The following is an 18085-nucleotide window of genomic DNA, read 5'->3' as shown; positions in this document are numbered from 1 at the left end:
ATTATGTGTGCTAAATTAGAGAAACAAGATACCAAAGCAATAACTTACGAAAGCCTTCTGGAAGGTAATAGAGAATGGGTTGCTGAAACCCTAAAGGAAGATCCGGAATTTTTTAACAGATTATCGGCAGGTCAGGCGCCGCCGGTACTTTGGATAGGGTGTTCAGACAGTCGGGTTCCGGCCAATCAGATCACGAATACAATGCCTGGCGATATTTTTGTTCACCGCAACATTGCAAACGTAGTTACACACACAGACATGAACTTGCTCAGTGTACTCGATTACTCTGTAAATGTTCTAAAGGTGAAGCACATCATTGTGTGTGGACATTATGGTTGTGGAGGCGTTAACGCGGCCCTCGGCGATAAGCAAGTTGGTCTCATTGATAACTGGCTACGCAATATCAAGGATGTTTATCGTATACACCAATCGGAGTTAGCCGGAATTGTGGATCCTGCAAAAAAGTCAGATCGTATGGTAGAGCTCAACGCTATAGAAAGTGCAGCAAATGTAATGAGCACTTCAATTGTGCAAAACGCCTGGGCATCCGGCCAGGAGTTATCTGTTCACGCTTGGGTTTACAGCTTGAGTACCGGGCTTATTACTGATTTGAAAGTTAGCACGTCGAGTGCTGAAGGGGTTTCTCCAGTATTTAAGATGCAGGCCGGCGCATAGCCTAAACTGGCCTAGTCAACCAATAAAAAAGCCTGATCATGTGATCAGGCTTTTTTATTTCATTCTGCCAGGAACGGATAGCGGTAATCCTTAGGCGGATCAAAGGTTTCCTTAATAGTCCTGGGTGATACCCAGCGCAACAAGTTGATCATTGAACCGGCTTTATCGTTAGTTCCCGAGCCTCTTGCTCCACCAAAAGGCTGCTGCCCTACCACTGCACCAGTGCATTTATCGTTAATGTAGAAGTTTCCTGCTGCATTTCTCAAGCGATGGGTAGCTTTTTCAATCGCATAGCGGTCCTGCGCCAACACCGCGCCGGTCAGTGCATATATGGAGGTGGTATCTATAATTTCTAGAACTTCCTCGAAAGCCCCATCTTCATACACGTATACCGTAAGCACCGGACCGAAAAGCTCTTCGCACATTGTCGTATATTTTGGATCCGATACTACCAGCACGGTAGGCTCAATGAAATACCCTTTTGATTTATCATAATTACCTCCTGCAATCATCTCGACCTGTGGATCATTCTTGGCCTCATCGATATATTTAGCCAGTTTATTAAATGAATTTTCGTCGATAACAGCATTGATGAAGTTACTGAAGTCCTCAGTTCCGCCCATTTTAAACGTCGAAAGGTCACGAAGCATGAGTTCTTTAACCTTAGGCCAGATGCTTTTCGCTACATAAACCCTTGACGCCGCTGAGCACTTTTGCCCCTGGTACTCAAATGCACCGCGGACTACTGCCGTAGCCGAAGCCTCCGCATCAGCAGAGCCATGAACCAGGATAAAATCTTTACCTCCTGTTTCGCCCACAATGCGCGGATAAGTCTTATACTTATGGATGTTTGTTCCGATTGTTTTCCAGATATCCTGAAAAACTCCTGTAGAACCGGTAAAGTGAATGCCAGCAAAATCAGGGTGATTAAATATCACTTCACCAGCGTCAGGTCCTGAAACGTATACCAGGTTGATAACCCCATCAGGCAGGCCTGCCTCTTTGAAAATCTGCATCAGCACGTTTGCCGCATAAATCTGCGTGTTTGCTGGTTTCCATACCACCACGTTGCCCATCATGGCAACCGATGTTGGTAAGTTACCGGCTATGGCCGTGAAGTTGAAGGGTGTCAACGCAAAAACAAAGCCCTCAAGAGGGCGCTGCTCAACGCGATTCCAAGAACCTTTAGGCGAGACGGGAGGTTGTTGCTTATATATTTCTGACATATAGCTCACATTGAAGCGCAAAAAGTCGATCAGTTCGCAAGCAGAGTCAATTTCTGCTTGGTAAGCATTTTTAGACTGACCCAGCATTGTGGCTGCGTTCAATTTATAACGATACGGACCAGCGATCAAATCCGCCGCTTTAAGGAAAATTGCAGCCCTGTGTTCCCATGCCAGGTTTTCCCAGTTTGCCTTTGCCGACAGCGCAGCATTTATTGCCTGATCCACATGGCTCTTGGTGCCCTTGCTATAATGGCCAAGCACATGCTGATGGTCGTGCGGAGCGGTAACTTTTCCTTTAGCATCAGTGCGAACTTCTTCGCCACCTATATACATGGGGATATCGATCTGGGTTGAACGGGCCTCGGCTAATGCGGCCTTTAGCAATTCACGTTCTTTACTTCCCGGAGCATAGCCTAAAATAGGCTCATTTACGGGAATTGGTACGTTGAAAAATCCTTTAAGCATCTTATGAATAATTATTTGTACAAAGATAAGTAATTATTTTATTGTTATTTTTGAAGCTGCACATGACGAACAGCTTAAGACTATTGCTACTGCCATTTTCGTTGATATACGGACTAGTGGTTATCGTCAGAAACTGGCTTTTCGATGTACAGTTATTCAAGTCAGCCCGTTTTCCAATTCCGGTAATTTGTGTGGGGAATCTTGTTGTTGGAGGTTCCGGAAAGACACCGGTCACGGAGTATCTGGTTCAACTGTTGTCATCCTATAGAATTGCGATATTAAGTCGCGGCTACGGCCGTGAAACTAAGGGCTTTTTAATCGCAGACGACAGTGCCAGTGCAAAAACCATAGGGGATGAGCCAATGCAATTTTATCAAAAATTTCCGCAGCTCACCGTTGCCGTTTGTGAAGACAGGGCAGAGGGCATAAAACGCCTGCAAAGAGAGCACGATTTAATCATTTTAGACGATGCATTTCAGCACAGGTGGGTAAAGGCAGGCCTAAACATTTTGCTTTTCGAATACCAAAAGCTGCTTCGCCAGCAATTTTTGCTACCCGCAGGAAATATGCGTGAACCTTTTAACGGTTACCAGAGGGCAGACATTATCCTCGTCACCAAAGCACCTGAGCAGTTAAATTCCCAATCGCTTATGCGCTGCAAACAAAAATTTAGACTGAAATCTAACCAACAACTTGCGTTTTCATATCTGACTTATGCCGATCTTGTGCATGTCTTTACAGGTCAATGCGTGGTGACAGGTCAGTTGCCAGAAAACACTCACGTCTTTTTGCTAACCGGCATTGCTAATCCTACACCGTTGATCAACCATTTGCAATCCTTCAACTTCAGGCTCAGCCATTACGACTATCCAGATCACTACGCCTTTAAGCACAAAGATATTGATGCCCTGCTCACCGATTACCGCTCCAGCGAGTCCGAGCATAAAATGATTATCACCACCGAGAAGGACGCGAAACGATTGATGGATCCGGAGCTGAAACCATTATTTTTACACGCAGCGATATTTTATTTACCCGTCGAAATAACCCTACAAGTGAAAGATAAACCTAACTTTGATCAAAAGATATTAGACTATGTTGCAGGCACTACACGAAACCGTAGCCTATATAAAGAAGAAAACAAGCAATTTTGAACCCCAGGTTGGTATAGTTCTAGGAACCGGCCTTGGTGCGCTTGTCACTGAAATAGAGGTTGAATACAGCCTCATGTACGCCAACATCCCAAACTTTCCCATATCCACATTGGAATTTCATTCCGGGAAGCTCATTTTTGGTACGCTCAGAGGAAAACGCGTAGTGGCTATGCAGGGCCGTCTGCATTACTATGAAGGTTACTCCATGCAACAAATTACTTTCCCTGTCCGGGTTATGAAAGCGTTGGGGGTTTCGCATCTTTTCGTCTCAAATGCTGCCGGTTCACTTAATCCCGAGTTCAAAAAAGGCGACCTTATGGTTATCACGGATCATATCAATTTGCAACCCGAGAGTCCGTTGCGGGGTCGTAACGACGCTGATATGGGTCCCCGGTTCCCAGATATGAGCCAGCCGTATAACAGAGGCCTGATTGCATCTGCGTTAAAGATTGCCGGTCAGCACAACATTGTGTGTCATAGCGGCGTTTACATAGCCGTAACCGGTCCCAATCTTGAAACGAAAGCAGAGTACAGATATCTCAGGATTATTGGAGGCGACGCTGTGGGAATGAGTACCGTACCTGAAGTGATCGTGGCTAATCACATGAGTTTGCCTGTTTTTGCCATTTCCGTGCTCACCGATGAAGGCTTCGGGGAAGAATTAATGCCAGTAAGCTTAAACGAGATAGTTGAAGCGGCAAATCAGGCGGAACCCAAGATGACAATGATATTAAGTGAGCTCATATTTAGTTTGTAATGCATAAAAAGATCATATTTCTTATTGCCGTCATCGTTATGACAGCCGCAGCTCATGTACATGCTCAAGACCTGAAAACCCGGGTCAACGACAATAAGACGCTGGACTCTTTAAGAAAGCTGGAGGAAGAAGGCAAAGATTCTGTTGTGTTTAATTCAAAATACATCCGGTACACCACGCTCGCACTTACCAAAGACAGCATTCAAACTGTACCCTTAGACACCACGTTGAACGGATTTCATAATTTCAATGTGCTCATTCAGCCTCGAAGGCCTACGGTTGGAACAGGGAATCTCGGTCTGCCAGCAATGCCGCTACTGTTTGAACCATTAAAAACCATCGGTTTTGATGCTGGATTCCATACGCTCGACTTTTACTCCTTAACACACGACGATATAAAATATTATCAGGCAAGAACACCCTTTACAAGTCTGTATTACGTCAGCGCCGGTGAAGTCGAACAGGTTTTTCGCATCATCCACTCACAGAACATAAAGCCCAACTGGAATATCGGCGCTAATTTTAATCGAATTGGTGCTAACGGATTCTATCGGCATCAGCGTGGAGACGATTTGAACGGCGCACTGTTTACCTGGTACCAGTCGCCCAGCAAGCGCTATAATCTTTGGAGCAGTGCCGTATTCAATACATTAAAGGTTCAGGAAAACGGTTCTACACCGAACGATTCCATCTTTACAGATGCCAGTTTTGCAGTCGACCGCCAGGCGGAAAGGATAAGGCTTTCCAGTGCGAGGCGCATTTGGAGACAAAGCTCGGTGATGCTGAAGCAAACATATTTTGTTGGCCGTATCGACAGTCTGCGCCAGGAGGTAAGTTCCAAAATCCTTCCCACCAATAGGATTGCATATACTTTTAAATACAATGCCAACTCCTATGCCTTTCAGAAGGATGAGGCCGATGACAGAACGGTTATCCCAGTAGGGCGGGTAGATTCGGTCTTTACCAATGACAGTACCCGCTACAGCAATGTTCAGAACGAGTTTATATACAGTTTCTTTTTACGCGCCAAATCAAGTTCGATCATTAAGAATGAATTGAAGGTTAATGCCGGTATCCGTCATGACTATTACAACTATAGCCAGGGAGCGTTCGACAAGGCTGCAACGAAATACTACAATTATGACGCTTCCTTCCAAAACACCACTTTGCTTGGCAGTGCCGGTTACCGATTTAGCAACCGGATCGACCTTAGCGTAGACCTGCAACAAATATTCCAGGGAAGAAATACAGGTGATTTTCTGTACGAAGCCAAAAGCAACGTGTTACTGAGCAAATCAGCCGGCCGCATTGTGCTGGGCGCATACTTTCAAAACAAATCCCCTGAGCAAAATTATATCAGATACTACAGCAACCACTATGAATGGGTCAAGAACTTCGACCGGACAAAAACGATCAACTTTTCGTTCCGCTATCTTAACGACAAGTTTGGTATCGAAACCTCGGGCGACTACTTCCTGATCACTAACTATTTGTATTTCATAGCCGATCCGGCGCGTGGGAGCACATACATTCTGCCGGAGCAACTTAACCAGAGCCTTAATCTGCTTAAAATAACTCTGGCCAAAAAGATATCTTTTGGTAAATTCAATCTCGACAGCTACGTTGTATACCAGAAAACAGATAACCCTGGTAAGCTGCGCACTCCCGAAATTTATACTTTTAACAGCCTGTATATCGACAACACCTTTTTTAAAGTCTTAAAGACCAATGTTGGCCTGGATGTACGTTATAACACCCCTTATCTTAATTATTCATATTCGCCGGCGGCGGGACAGTTTTATATCGGTGCCGTAGAGCGTAAATTTAATACAGAGCCTATCATAGATATATGGGTAAAAGCAAGCTTGAGAAGAGCTAACCTCTTCGTGAAATGTGATTATATCAATCAGGGACTGGGTATCTTTTCTAAAGGATATTATACGGTAGACCGCTACCCTATGCCCGACCGGCAGCTATTTAAGTTCGGCGTACAGTGGAATTTTTATGACTAGGTCTTTTGCGGCTTCTTCTTTGCAGCCGGGAACAGTACATTATTCAGTATAAGCCGGTACCCGGGCGAATTGGGGTGCAGGCTTAAATCAGTCGGCGGGTCGCCCACCGCATGCTGATAGTCTTCAGGGTCGTGGCCCCCATAAAAAGTAAACTGACCCTTGCCAATCTGGCCATTTAAATAGCGTACTTCCCCTTCCGCTTTATTTTCACCAAGTACGGTAATGCTCGGTTTAACCAAACTTTTGCGGAAAGCGGTTGTCTGCCCCATAAAACCTTTAATTACCCGGTCATGATTTTGCGTTAGCATAGCCGGAACCAGGTCCCACTTTGCAGAGAATTCAAATAGTGTAAAGTAATCATTATTCTGCGTCAATCCCCGGGTTTGGGTAACGTCAATATCAGAAAACTCGTAATTTCCCGGATTAACATCCAGGTGGAAGTCCTTAAAAGCAAGTGTTTTGCTGAAATCAATCTTCTCCTGCGCCCCTGGGTCTGACGCGTCTCCGTCAAACATGCTCTCACAAATGTCAACCCCCTCAGCGCTCAAAGCAATATCAAAAGTGTCCGTACCCGAGCACATGGCAAACAAGAACCCCCCGCCACCGCAGAATTGCTTTATTTGTTTGGCTACGGCAAGCTTCATCTCAGATACTTTGTTGAAGCCATTCCGTTTAGCCGCGGCCTCCTGGTTCTTCACATCCTCACGGTACCACACATCATTTCTGAAGGATGACCAGAAGCGGCCATATTGACCTGTAAAGTCCTCATGGTGGAGGTGGAGCCAATCGTAGCCCGCAAGATTGCCTTTAAGCACCTCATCATCATACACCACGTCGTAAGGTATTTCTGCATAAGTCAGTACCAGTGTCACAGCATCGTCCCATGGCAATTTACTTTTAGGCGAGTATACCGCAATCTTAGGAGCTTTCTCAAGTTTTACCATTTCCATATTGGCTTGTGTGTCGCTAACCTCCGTTAAAATTGTGTTAACCCGCGCATCGGCCAGCACTTCGTAAGAGACACCTCTGGCTTTACATTCATCTTCCACAGTTTTCGTATGTCCAAGCAGGAAGCTTCCGCCGCGGTAGTTCAACAGCCAGTTTACTTCGATACTGTGTTTAATTGCCCAGAAAGCAATCCCGTAACTTTTAAGATGATCCTTCTGATCCTCATCCATGTATACAAGTAAGGATGAGGCTCTTGCTGCAATACTAAACCACAGCATGAAAAACATAATTATCGATTTTTTAAACATCATGTCTGTTTATAGCGTATGTAAATGTATAAAGTTATACATTTAATTTTCAGCGTAGAACTATGAGCAAACTATTATCCCCTTTCAGCATCCGCAATACCACTTTCAGAAATCGCATCGTCGTCTCACCTATGTGCCAATATTCGGGTTCAGACGGGTTTGCCGGCGACTGGCACCTGGTGCATCTGGGAAGCCGCGCAGTTGGCGGCGCCGGTTTAATTATGCAGGAGGCCACAGCCGTGAGTCCCGAAGGTCGTATTACCGATGCCGATCTAGGTATATGGAAAGATGAACATATAGAAAAGCTCAGACAGATCGTCGACTTTGTGCATAGCCAGGGATCGAAAATCGGTGTCCAACTGGCTCATGCGGGGCGGAAAGCCAGCTGCGAAGTCCCCTGGAAAGGTGGTCAACAAATCGCCGCCCGAGAGCCGCGAGGCTGGACAACTTACGGGCCAAGTGCGCTGCCGTTTAAGGAGCCGGATGAAGCACCTGCAGAGCTTGATGAGGTAGGCATAGCCAAGGTGATCGGAGATTTCGTCGAGGCTACCAAAAGAGCAAAGCAGATAGGGTATGATGTGATTGAAATTCATGCCGCACATGGTTATCTGCTTCATCAGTTCTATTCGCCGCTCAGCAATCAGCGTAAAGACTCGTATGGCGGCTCGTTTGAAAATCGGGTTCGGCTGGTACTGGAGGTAACTGACGCTGTTAAACAAGCCTGGGGCAGCGACTGTCCGCTCTTCCTGCGTATATCGGCTACAGATTGGTCAGCCGGCGGCTGGACCATCGATGATTCTGTAAGCCTGTCTATGCTACTTAAAACCAGTGGAGTAGATCTCGTCGACACATCTTCAGGAGGGAATCTGCCCAAAGCAGATATACCCAATACGCCCGGTTATCAGGTCGACTTTGCCCGTCAGATCAGGCTGGAAGCGGGTATATGCACAGGCGCCGTAGGTTTGATTACCACACCTCAGCAAGCAGAAGAAATCCTTGATAACGAGTCGGCCGACCTGATCTTTATTGCCAGGGAAAGTCTTCGAGATCCCTATTTCCCATCAAGAGCTAACAGAGAATTAGGGGGAGACCTGGATTGGCCTGTACAGTACGGCCGGGCCCGCTAAGGGCCTTTCAAGGCTTTTGGATATACGTCCCAATTTTCATAAGTTTGCCATTTACAAAAGACACAACATGAGCAAAGCAATAATCAAAACAGAGAAAGGCGACATGACCGTTCAGTTTTATGATCAGGATGCGCCGAATACAGTAGCCAACTTTTTGAAACTAGCTAAAGAAGGATTTTACGACGGCGTAACTTTTCATCGTGTGATCCCTGACTTTGTAATTCAGGGCGGAGATCCTACAGGTACGGGTGCTGGTGGTTCGGGAACACGCATCAAGTGCGAGCTAACCGGTGATAACCAGTATCACGATCGCGGTGTTTTATCGATGGCCCATGCAGGCAGAGATACCGGAAGTTCTCAGTTTTTTATCTGTCATAGCCGCACCAATACCGCACACCTTGACAGACATCACACCTGCTTCGGTAAGGTAGTGGAAAATGTTGATGTGGTTGACGATATCAGACAAGGTGACAAGATTTTAGGCATAGATATAATCGAAGAATAATATGAATCTGAGAGGAATAGTAGCAGTGTCGGGTCGCCCGGGCTTATTTAAATTGGTTGGACAGAACAAGGGCGGATATATCCTTGAAAGTCTTGATGGGCAGAAAACCAAAATCGTGGCCAGTATGACCACCACCAAACTGGCTTCGCTTGAGGATATCACCATTTACGGCGAAGACGACGATTTGAAGTTGACAGATGTCCTTTCTAATATAGGTTCAGAAGGCGATTCTGTGCCTGATGTGAAGGCAGATACTCAAACGCTTCGCAGCTTTTTTGAAAAGGTAGCGCCTAATCATGATCAGGACAAAGTATACGCTTCAGATATGAAGAAGATCGTAACTTGGTACCAGATTCTTAAAGACCTGCCCTTATTCTCAGAGGAAGCTCCGGCAGGTACTGCAGGAGAGGAGAATATCAAAGTGGAAGAAAAGGCTGAAAAGCCGAAGGCGACACCGAAGCCCGCCAACGCAAAAGCTCCGTCAAGAGCTGCACAACCGGCGAAGAAAGCTAATATGATAAGCAAAAAGGGAGTTTAAAACTCCCTTTTTTTATAAAAAGTACCAGATAACCACAAAAGCGATCACGGAAATTATGATCGCGATAGTATAACTCCAGCGATCCCTCTTTGGATCACTTTTGAAGCGATAATCCCGCTTGTATTCCGATGGTAGTCTCATAATTCCTCCGTGTATTATTGATGGTGATATGGTTCGCCCTTCAGGATGGTAAAGGCCCGGTATAGCTGCTCTACAAAAAACAACCTGACCATCTGATGGGAAAACGTCATGTCTGACAGTGAAAGGCTGCTATTCGCCCGTCTGTACAATGCCTCATCAAACCCATACGGCCCGCCGATCACAAATATCAGATGTTGAACACTTCCGATAAGTTGTTTGTTCAAATAATTTGAAAATTGGACCGACGTATACTTTTTCCCACGCTCATCCAGAAGGACTACCGTATCGGAGGTGCCGATCTGTTTAAGCAGTAATTCAGCCTCCTTACTTTTTTGCTGTGATTCGTTCAGGCTCTTTGTATTTTTAATTTCCGGTATCATACGCACATTGAAGTTAACGTAATGCTTCAGCCGGTTCAGGTACTTTTCAATGCCCTCAATCAGATATTTTTCTTCCGTTTTTCCTATAATAAGCAGGGTAATCCTCATCTGATATCCTGGGTTCTATTCAAATTTCTATATTTATCAAACATAGAAAAATAAGCTAAAAATGCGTAGAACAAAAGCCGATATTTTGGCGTACTACAGGCAGCTGGCAGATCAGCAGCAATCCACGGCACAAAAGCTGCAAAGAAGTTTGAACAGGATTTCACTGGCCCGGCTGGGCAGTTTCATCGTCGAAATCATCATTGTTGCGACAATGATCAACCTGGGGTTTTCCTGGATTTTCGTCATTTTGCTCTTAGTGCCAGTTGTAGGGTTTCTGGTACTCGTTAAAATGCAGGGTCGAAAAACTGAAGCAAAAGTGTATGCCGACAAGTTGCTATGGGTATATCAAAATGAGATAAAAGCGCTGGAAACTCATGCAAACGGATACCCGGATGGAAGCGTGTTCGACGATGAATCTCATTCGTATGCGTCCGATCTAGACATCTATGGGCCCGGCTCGTTATACGCCATGGTCAACCGCTGCAACACAAGCCAAGGTCTTAGCCTGCTTGGTCAATCTCTTGGAGCTCCGGCACCTGCTGTGTACATTCTGCAACGTCAGGAAGCTATACGTGAACTTCGGGAACGGATCAACGAGACCTTCCAATTCCGGGCGCTACTGCACCAGCACGATGGCGTTAAAATGCAGCAGATTCAAGAAAAGCTTGGTCACCAGCTTGCCGGACAGCTGACGTTCACCAGGGCCGGGTGGATGCGCCCTTATGTTCTTTTAATGCCATATGTCATGTTTGCGCTCCTGATAGCCGCACTATGGCAAGGCGGTTTGTATTGGAATGTATTCGGATTGACAGCAGTTGTTAATGCGGTGGTAACCGTGTCTCAGATCGGCCGGGTCAACAGGCTTTACCTTGGGTTTGGTCAAAGTGCTGGTCTCCTCGAACACTTTGCGGATACCATCCGGTGGACTGAGAAGTTCCGTTGGCAAAGTGGCTATATCAGGAGCTTTTATAGTAAACAGCATAGCTCGGAGCTAAGTGCAGACATCAGACGTCTGGGCGCAATCATTCGCGATTTTGATGCAAGGCTGAACTTTCTACTTGCCCCGTTTTTAAGCCTTTTCCTTATATGGGACCTCCGGTGTTCGCTCCGTCTGGCCCGGTGGTATGAAAGTTCGGCCGACGATCTGTTGCGAGGCCTCGACCGGGTTGGGCAATTTGAAGAGCTGATCTCCTTTGCGACCTTGTCATTCAATCAACCCCACTGGAATTTTCCTGACATAAAACCATCTTTCACCCTTTCGGCAACACAACTGGGCCACCCGCTTATTCCCGAGACGCTGCGGGTAACCAATACTTATGCCTTTGCTCCGCTTCCAACTACCGACATCATTACCGGGTCAAATATGGCTGGCAAGAGTACTTTTTTGCGTACCATCGGGGTCAATCTTGTACTTGCTTACACTGGTGCGCCAGTATGTGCTGCAAATATGTCCTGTTCTATTTTTCAAATCCTGTCTTATATGCGGATCAAAGATTCCCTCAACGATCAGACCTCCACTTTTAAGGCCGAACTCAACCGGCTCAAGGCTATTCTGAAAGCGACCTCTGAATCCTCCGATTCGCTAGTGCTGGTCGACGAAATGCTGCGGGGAACAAATAGTCGTGATAAATACATGGGATCAAAGGTCTTTATAGAAAAGTTACTTAGTCAGCAAACACCAACACTTTTCGCTACCCACGATCTGCAATTGTCAGAGATGGAGGACAGCCATCCTGACAAGGTGCGAAACTACCACTTCGACATTCAGATCCATGACGGACAAATGCAATTTGACTACCTGTTAAAACAAGGTCCATGTACCACCTTCAACGCAGCTATCCTTCTTAAGGAAATCGGACTCAGTATAAAATAAAAAAGCTCCCCAACCGGGGAGCTTTCCTATATCGCTTTTACAGGCTAAGCATTTTTTGCAGCCGCCTCCCGGCGAATGATGTTTAGCGCTCCGCCAGCTTTAAACCATTCAATTTGCTGCGCATTGTAGCTATGATTCACTACAATCTCTTCCTTGCTTCCATCTGCATGGTTTAATACCAAAGTCAGCGGAGTATTAGGCGCAAACGAGGTCAGCCCCACGATGTCAACAACGTCATCTTCGAAAATTCTGTCATAATCATCCTTATCAGCGAAAGTCAGCGCAAGCATACCCTGCTTCTTAAGATTCGTTTCATGGATACGGGCAAATGACTTCACAAGCACAGCGCGAACACCAAGATGGCGCGGCTCCATAGCGGCATGTTCACGGCTAGAACCTTCACCATAGTTCTCGTCGCCAACTACAATAGATCCTATGCCGGCAGCCTTATAAGCACGTTGTGTTGCAGGTACCGGTCCGTATTCGCCTGTAAGCGCATTTTTAACGAAATCTGTCTTCTCGTTATAATAGTTTACCGCGCCAATCAGCATGTTGTTTGAAATATTGTCAAGGTGTCCGCGGAACTTCAACCAAGGTCCGGCCATTGAAATATGGTCGGTGGTACACTTGCCTTTCGCTTTAATAAGCAATCTAAGTCCCTTAAGGTCTGTACCCTCCCACGCAGCAAAAGGATCAAGCAGTTGCAAACGGTGCGAGGTAGGTGATACGATCACCTGAACATGACTTCCGTCTTCCGCCGGGGCCTGATAGCCCGCATCTTCCACAGCATAACCGTTTACCGGCAATTCATCACCCTTAGGCGGATCAAGTTTCACCTGCTCGCCGGCGCTGTTGGTCAGCGTATCTGTAAGCGGGTTAAAGCCAAGATCACCAGCTATGGCGATAGCGGCAACAATTTCCGGCGATGTGACAAAAGCAAATGTATTAGGGTTGCCATCGGCACGTTTTGCAAAGTTCCTGTTAAAGGAATGTACAATCGTATTCTTCTCCTGTTTTTCAGCGCCAACGCGATCCCACATGCCAATACAAGGGCCACAGGCATTTGTGAAGATCGTTGCGTTCAGGTCTTTAAAAGTACCAAGCAGACCGTCGCGATCTGCCGTATAACGAACTTGCTCGGAGCCTGGATTAATACCAAACTCCGCCTTGGTGGTCAAGCCCTTATCTATGGCTTGTTTGGCAATAGAAGCAGCTCTGGATAAGTCTTCATAAGATGAATTCGTACACGAACCGATCAGTCCCCATTCCACCTTAAGTGGCCAGTCGTTCGCTTGGGCAACTTCCTTCATTTTAGAAATAGGGGTGGCCAGATCAGGAGTAAACGGACCGTTAAGATAAGGTTCAAGCTCAGACAAATTGATTTCAATCAGTTGATCGAAATATTTTTCAGGATCAGCATAAACTTCAGGATCTCCGGTCAGGTACTCTTTGATCGCATTGGCTGCATCAGCAACGTCGGCCCTGTTGGTCGCCCGCAGATAACGCTCCATGCTCTCATCATAACCGAAAGTCGATGTAGTCGCACCAATCTCAGCACCCATATTGCAAATGGTACCTTTGCCCGTACAGCTCATATTTGTAGCACCTTCGCCAAAGTATTCAACGATTGCTCCGGTACCACCTTTAACAGTAAGAATACCTGCAACCTTCAGGATCACGTCTTTTGCAGAGGTCCATCCGTTTAATTTTCCGGTCAGCTTTACACCAATAAGTTTAGGGAATTTTAGCTCCCAGGGCAGGCCAGCCATCACATCACATGCATCAGCACCACCAACACCAATGGCAACCATACCCAATCCACCCGCGTTAACGGTATGGGAGTCAGTACCAATCATCATTCCGCCAGGGAAGGCATAATTCTCCAGAACAACCTGGTGTATGATACCTGCACCTGGTTTCCAGAAGCCAATGCCATATTTATTTGAAACCGAAGCAAGGAAATCGAATACTTCCCGGCTTTCTGTATTTGCGGCCGGAAGGTCAAATTCAGCACCATTCTTTGCCGTAATCAGGTGATCACAATGCACCGTAGAAGGAACTGCCACCTCTGGTCGGCCCGCCTGCATAAACTGCAGCAAAGCCATCTGGGCAGTCGCATCTTGCATGGCAACACGGTCAGGGGCAAAATCCACATAGTCGGCACCACGCTTATAAGGGGCGCCTGCATGTCCTTCCCAAAGATGGGCGTAAAGTATTTTTTCTGAAAGTGTTAAAGGTCTGCCTACTAACTTACGGGCTGCTTCCACACGGGGACCGAAGTTTGCATACACCTTCTTGATCATTTCTATATCAAAAGCCATTAAGAATATGTATTAAAGGTAAGTATATTATATATCGCGAATTTACAAAAAAAAACAGGCCGCCCTTATCATCCACACATCATAATATTATTTATACTTCTTCTAAATAGGCTGTTTTCCGTCGTTCCGTGCATCAAAGGGCCCGGAAGGTGTAACCTTGCGCAGCAAAATGTTCCAGCGTTTTAGGCAGCGCGTATTTTAGTCTGTCAAACGCTTTCTGGCTGTCGTGGAACACGACAATGGAACCGTTTTCAGTATGTGTTAAAACATTGTTGAGGCATTTCACCGGCGAAAGTTGCAAGTCAAAGTCGCCGCTAAGAACATCCCACATAACAACCTTCAAGTTAGGGTAGCGGCGCTTGATTTCCGCAATCTGAGACTTCCTGATGCGTCCGTACGGGGGTCTGAACAGCTCTGTGCCCGTGATTTCCTGGCATAACTCAAAATTCTCCAGATATATCTTGTCATGCGTCTTCCAGCCTTTCAAATGATTAAAGGTGTGATTGCCAATACTGTGCCCCTCATCTTTCAAGGCGCTGAATATTTCCGGATACTTCCGGACATTGTCGCCAATACAGAAAAAAGTCGCTTTGGCCTCAAACATCCGTAAGGTTTTTAGCACAAAGGGTGTAACATCCGGTATGGGTCCGTCGTCAAAGGTCAGATATATAACCTTATCAGTGCGCTCCATGTGCCAGGTCAACTCAGGGTAATACCACTTAAGCAGGCGGGGCGATTTAATCAGGTACATAGCCAAACTTAGATAAAATTCAAATGATTCGGTTGTTTATAATTAATATTGTGAAAAGTTAACTATGATGAAGTTCATCCCCATATGCCTGGCATTGGTAGCCACTATAACAACGGCGCGCGCTCAGGAGGTTATCACCATTCAGCAGGCCATCGAGAGGACGCTTAATAATAACCTGCAGATCAGGAAATCCAGGCTTAATGAAGACCTGGCCTTCGAAAACTTCCAGCAGTCAAGACTGGCGCTATACCCTTCCCTAAATGCATCATTAAGTCAGAATATGGGGTGGGGACGTAACAATTTCGGTAACACGGGTATCTACGAAAACACCCAAAATTACAGCTTCAGCCCCGGGTTGGGAGCAAGTGTGGATGTTTTTACCGGCTTTGCCAAGCTGAACCAGATCAGACAGAACAAAATCCTTCTCGAAGCGGGTAAGGCCAACACCGACAAGGTAAAAAATGATTTGCTTTTGCAGGTGGTAACGGCTTACATGGATATACTATTCAACAAAGACAGGCTTAGTGCCGCCTCCCAGCAGCTCGAAGTGTCCAGACAGCAACTCGCACAGCAGCAGGAGCTTTTTGATGTTGGAAATAAGACGCTGGCCGATATTGCAGAGTCAAAAGCGCTTGTGGCTACATCCGAACTCGATGTAACTACAGCTGAAAATGCACTGGCAATATCTTACCTGACTTTGGCTCAGTTAATGAACATGCCCTCGTCCGTTAAGTACAATGTTCAGGCACCTCCGTTGAGTGAGTTTTCAGCGCCCGGAATGACCTTCGATGCTGAGTCAATTTACAGCCAGTCACTCAAGTTTTTTCCGGATATCAGGCTAGCCGAACTTCAAACCCTCGCGGCAGAAAAAGGTATTGATATTGCCAAGGGTAGCTATTATCCGCGGATTTCTATGAACGGAAGTTATGGCTCTTACTACAATTACAACTACAATCTGCCTCCCGCAGTGCAAAACCAAAGTTTCCGGGACCAGTTGGAAAATAATATCTCTAAGGGCATCGGTATGAGCATATCCATTCCCATATTCAATGGGTTCCAGGTCAGGTCGAATGTTAAAAGAGCCCAGATCAACTACCTTCAGTCGCAGACTGATGAGGAGCTCACCAAAATAAATCTCAACCGGATAATCTACCAAGCCGTGGCCGATTTGAAAGGCGCCAGAAGCACCTATGAGTCAGCGACTAAAACATTTAATGCCCGAAGCGAGTCCTTTGCCGTCATTGAGCAGCGCTATAACGTCGGCCTGGTTAATTCTCTTGATTTTAGTACTGCGCAGACAAACCGTAACCGTGCGGAGATCGATATGATCCGGGCCAGGTATGATTTGCTGTTTAAGGCGAAGGTCATCGACTATTATCTTGGTAAGCAGATCACATTCTAAACATATATCAACCCTAACACACAATACAAATACTCAATAAAATGAAATTAAAGACCATATTGATCGTAGTAGGTGCAATTCTGGTACTGCTCGTAGCCGCTAAATTTGCCGGTCTCATCGGCGGAAAGAAGATCGAAAAGGTAACAGCAGAGCAAGCTGCTGTCAGAACCGTCATAGAAACCGTAACTGCGAGCGGTAAGATACAGCCGGAAACCGAGGTGAAGCTAAGTTCGGAAGTTTCCGGCGAGGTTACAGAACTCCTCGTGAAAGAGGGCGATGTGGTCAAGAAAGGCCAGTTGCTCATCAAAGTCAGGCCTGACGTCCTGCAATCTGGATACGACCGTGCAATAGCACTAAACAGTTCGCAACGGGCAAGCGTAGCTGCCGCACAGCAAACCTTACAGCAAAATCAGGCAAACTTCGCCAATGCAGAAGCTACGTATAAAAGAAACGTAGAACTGCACGGTAAGAAGGTGATCTCTGCGTCTGAGTTCGATGCGGCTAAAGCCGCCTATCTGAGTGCCAAGGCTACTCTGGAACGGTCCAAAGCGGAAGTAACCGCGGCCAGATTCCAGTTGGCCCAAACCAGTGCAAACGTTCAGGAAGCCAGTGCAAACCTTGCCAAGGCAACTATCTTTGCACCGGTCGATGGCGTCATATCCAAACTTTCCGTAGAACTGGGCGACCGTATCCTGGGTACTGCGCAAATGGCCGGAACGGAGATCATGCGCATATCTAACCTTTCTTCCATGGAAGTTAACGTAGATGTGAACGAGAACGATATCAACAGGGTTAACGTAGGCGATAATGCCCTCATTGAAGTTGATGCATTTGCCGATCAGAAGTTCAAGGGAGTGGTTACCGAAATCGCCAGCTCGTCTAAAGATGTGGGTACAGCTGCGTCGACCGACCAGGTTACCAATTTCATTGTGAAGGTCCGCATCCTGGCCGAGTCGTACAGCAATCTGAAACAGGGTGCCAAAGACCTGCCTTCACCTTTTCGCCCGGGTTTGTCGGCTACAGTCGATATCGAAAGCGAGTCTTTGAAAGGGCTGGCCATTCCCATACAAGCGGTATTTACAGATGATGGTAAAAAGAAGAATGAGCCAGGAAAAGAGGAAAATAACAACGATAGCGACCAGCAGAAAACACGGTTAACCGACAAGACGATCAAACAATTCGTGTACATTCTCAGCAATGGAACTATTAAGAAGACAGCGGTGACCACGGGCATACAAGACGATCAGTACATCATCGTCAAAACCGGACTTAAGGCGGGGCAAGAGGTCGTTACTGGTCCGTACTCGGCTATTCAAAACCGTTTAAAAGACGGAGACAAGGTCGAGAAAACTACTAAAGATCAGCTATTTGCCGAACCTAAGTAAAATCGGCTC

The 18085-nt window shown here is 46.3% G+C and carries 15 protein-coding genes; 10 read left to right on the top strand and 5 right to left on the bottom strand.

All coding sequences use genetic code 11. The annotated features are described in order from the left end of the window. Window positions 1-3 precede the first annotated feature (3 nt). Window positions 4-675 (top strand): carbonic anhydrase, encoded by a 672-nt coding sequence (locus QEP07_RS07825; protein ID WP_256003885.1) that lies wholly within the window; start codon window positions 4-6, stop codon window positions 673-675. A 59-nt stretch (window positions 676-734) separates the two neighbouring features. Here the strand turns inward: QEP07_RS07825 and pruA are convergent, their stop codons facing one another. Then, window positions 735-2366: an L-glutamate gamma-semialdehyde dehydrogenase gene (pruA, locus tag QEP07_RS07820; RefSeq protein ID WP_285009344.1), complete on the bottom strand. Its 1632-nt coding sequence runs from the start codon at window positions 2364-2366 to the stop codon at window positions 735-737. A 41-nt stretch (window positions 2367-2407) separates the two neighbouring features. Between pruA and lpxK the strand changes: the two genes are divergently transcribed. From lpxK to QEP07_RS07805, 3 genes are read left to right on the top strand one after another with little or no spacing between them, the layout of a single operon-like run. Next, entirely contained in the window at window positions 2408-3520 is a 1113-nt protein-coding gene (lpxK, locus tag QEP07_RS07815) for a tetraacyldisaccharide 4'-kinase (RefSeq protein ID WP_285009343.1), read from the top strand. Next, a complete protein-coding gene (locus QEP07_RS07810) occupies window positions 3462-4277 on the top strand; it encodes a purine-nucleoside phosphorylase (protein ID WP_285009342.1) in 816 nt (271 codons plus the stop codon). The genes lpxK and QEP07_RS07810 overlap by 59 nt, the downstream gene beginning before the upstream one ends. Then, on the top strand, window positions 4277-6289 hold the full coding sequence (locus QEP07_RS07805) for a putative porin (protein WP_285009341.1): 2013 nt from the start codon (window positions 4277-4279) through the stop codon (window positions 6287-6289). The genes QEP07_RS07810 and QEP07_RS07805 overlap by 1 nt, the downstream gene beginning before the upstream one ends. Here QEP07_RS07805 and QEP07_RS07800 read toward each other — a convergent pair. Then, window positions 6286-7467, bottom strand: coding sequence for an asparagine synthetase B (locus QEP07_RS07800; RefSeq protein ID WP_437126692.1), 1182 nt, complete (start codon window positions 7465-7467; stop codon window positions 6286-6288). The two genes, QEP07_RS07805 and QEP07_RS07800, sit on opposite strands and share 4 nt — an antisense overlap. Window positions 7468-7607: 140 nt before the next feature. Between QEP07_RS07800 and QEP07_RS07795 the strand changes: the two genes are divergently transcribed. The 3 genes from QEP07_RS07795 (at window position 7608) to QEP07_RS07785 (ending at window position 9715) form a co-directional block, all read left to right on the top strand. Beyond that, on the top strand, window positions 7608-8672 hold the full coding sequence (locus QEP07_RS07795) for an NADH:flavin oxidoreductase/NADH oxidase (protein WP_285009339.1): 1065 nt from the start codon (window positions 7608-7610) through the stop codon (window positions 8670-8672). A 67-nt stretch (window positions 8673-8739) separates the two neighbouring features. Beyond that, window positions 8740-9177 (top strand): peptidylprolyl isomerase, encoded by a 438-nt coding sequence (locus QEP07_RS07790; RefSeq protein WP_256003894.1) that lies wholly within the window; start codon window positions 8740-8742, stop codon window positions 9175-9177. Window position 9178: 1 nt separating this feature from the next. Next, a complete protein-coding gene (locus QEP07_RS07785) occupies window positions 9179-9715 on the top strand; it encodes a DUF5606 family protein (RefSeq protein ID WP_285009338.1) in 537 nt (178 codons plus the stop codon). 155 nt (window positions 9716-9870) lie between these two features. On the opposite strand, the gene rlmH is transcribed toward QEP07_RS07785, so the two are convergent. Beyond that, window positions 9871-10344 (bottom strand): 23S rRNA (pseudouridine(1915)-N(3))-methyltransferase RlmH, encoded by a 474-nt coding sequence (gene rlmH / locus QEP07_RS07780; RefSeq protein ID WP_256003898.1) that lies wholly within the window; start codon window positions 10342-10344, stop codon window positions 9871-9873. Window positions 10345-10405: 61 nt separating this feature from the next. Here rlmH and QEP07_RS07775 point away from each other — a divergent pair, with 61 nt between their 5' ends. Further along, entirely contained in the window at window positions 10406-12217 is a 1812-nt protein-coding gene (locus QEP07_RS07775; RefSeq protein ID WP_285009337.1) for a MutS-related protein, read from the top strand. Between the two features lie 44 nt (window positions 12218-12261). Here QEP07_RS07775 and QEP07_RS07770 read toward each other — a convergent pair whose 3' ends face one another. Both QEP07_RS07770 and QEP07_RS07765 read right to left on the bottom strand, forming a co-directional pair. Next, a complete protein-coding gene (locus tag QEP07_RS07770; RefSeq protein WP_285009336.1) occupies window positions 12262-14538 on the bottom strand; it encodes an aconitate hydratase in 2277 nt (758 codons plus the stop codon). A gap of 133 nt (window positions 14539-14671) precedes the next feature. Then, window positions 14672-15289 (bottom strand): polysaccharide deacetylase family protein, encoded by a 618-nt coding sequence (locus tag QEP07_RS07765; RefSeq protein WP_285009335.1) that lies wholly within the window; start codon window positions 15287-15289, stop codon window positions 14672-14674. A gap of 64 nt (window positions 15290-15353) precedes the next feature. Between QEP07_RS07765 and QEP07_RS07760 the strand changes: the two genes are divergently transcribed. Next, window positions 15354-16691: a TolC family protein gene (locus QEP07_RS07760; protein ID WP_285009334.1), complete on the top strand. Its 1338-nt coding sequence runs from the start codon at window positions 15354-15356 to the stop codon at window positions 16689-16691. A 41-nt stretch (window positions 16692-16732) separates the two neighbouring features. After that, entirely contained in the window at window positions 16733-18076 is a 1344-nt protein-coding gene (locus QEP07_RS07755) for an efflux RND transporter periplasmic adaptor subunit (protein WP_285009333.1), read from the top strand. The last annotated feature ends 9 nt before the right edge of the window (window positions 18077-18085 follow it).

The organism is Pedobacter faecalis (genome assembly GCF_030182585.1).
GTDB classification, from domain to species: Bacteria; Bacteroidota; Bacteroidia; order Sphingobacteriales; family Sphingobacteriaceae; genus Pedobacter; species Pedobacter faecalis.
The sequence above is the reverse complement of the archived record's forward strand: the minus strand, read 5'-3'. Positions and strand labels throughout refer to the sequence as shown.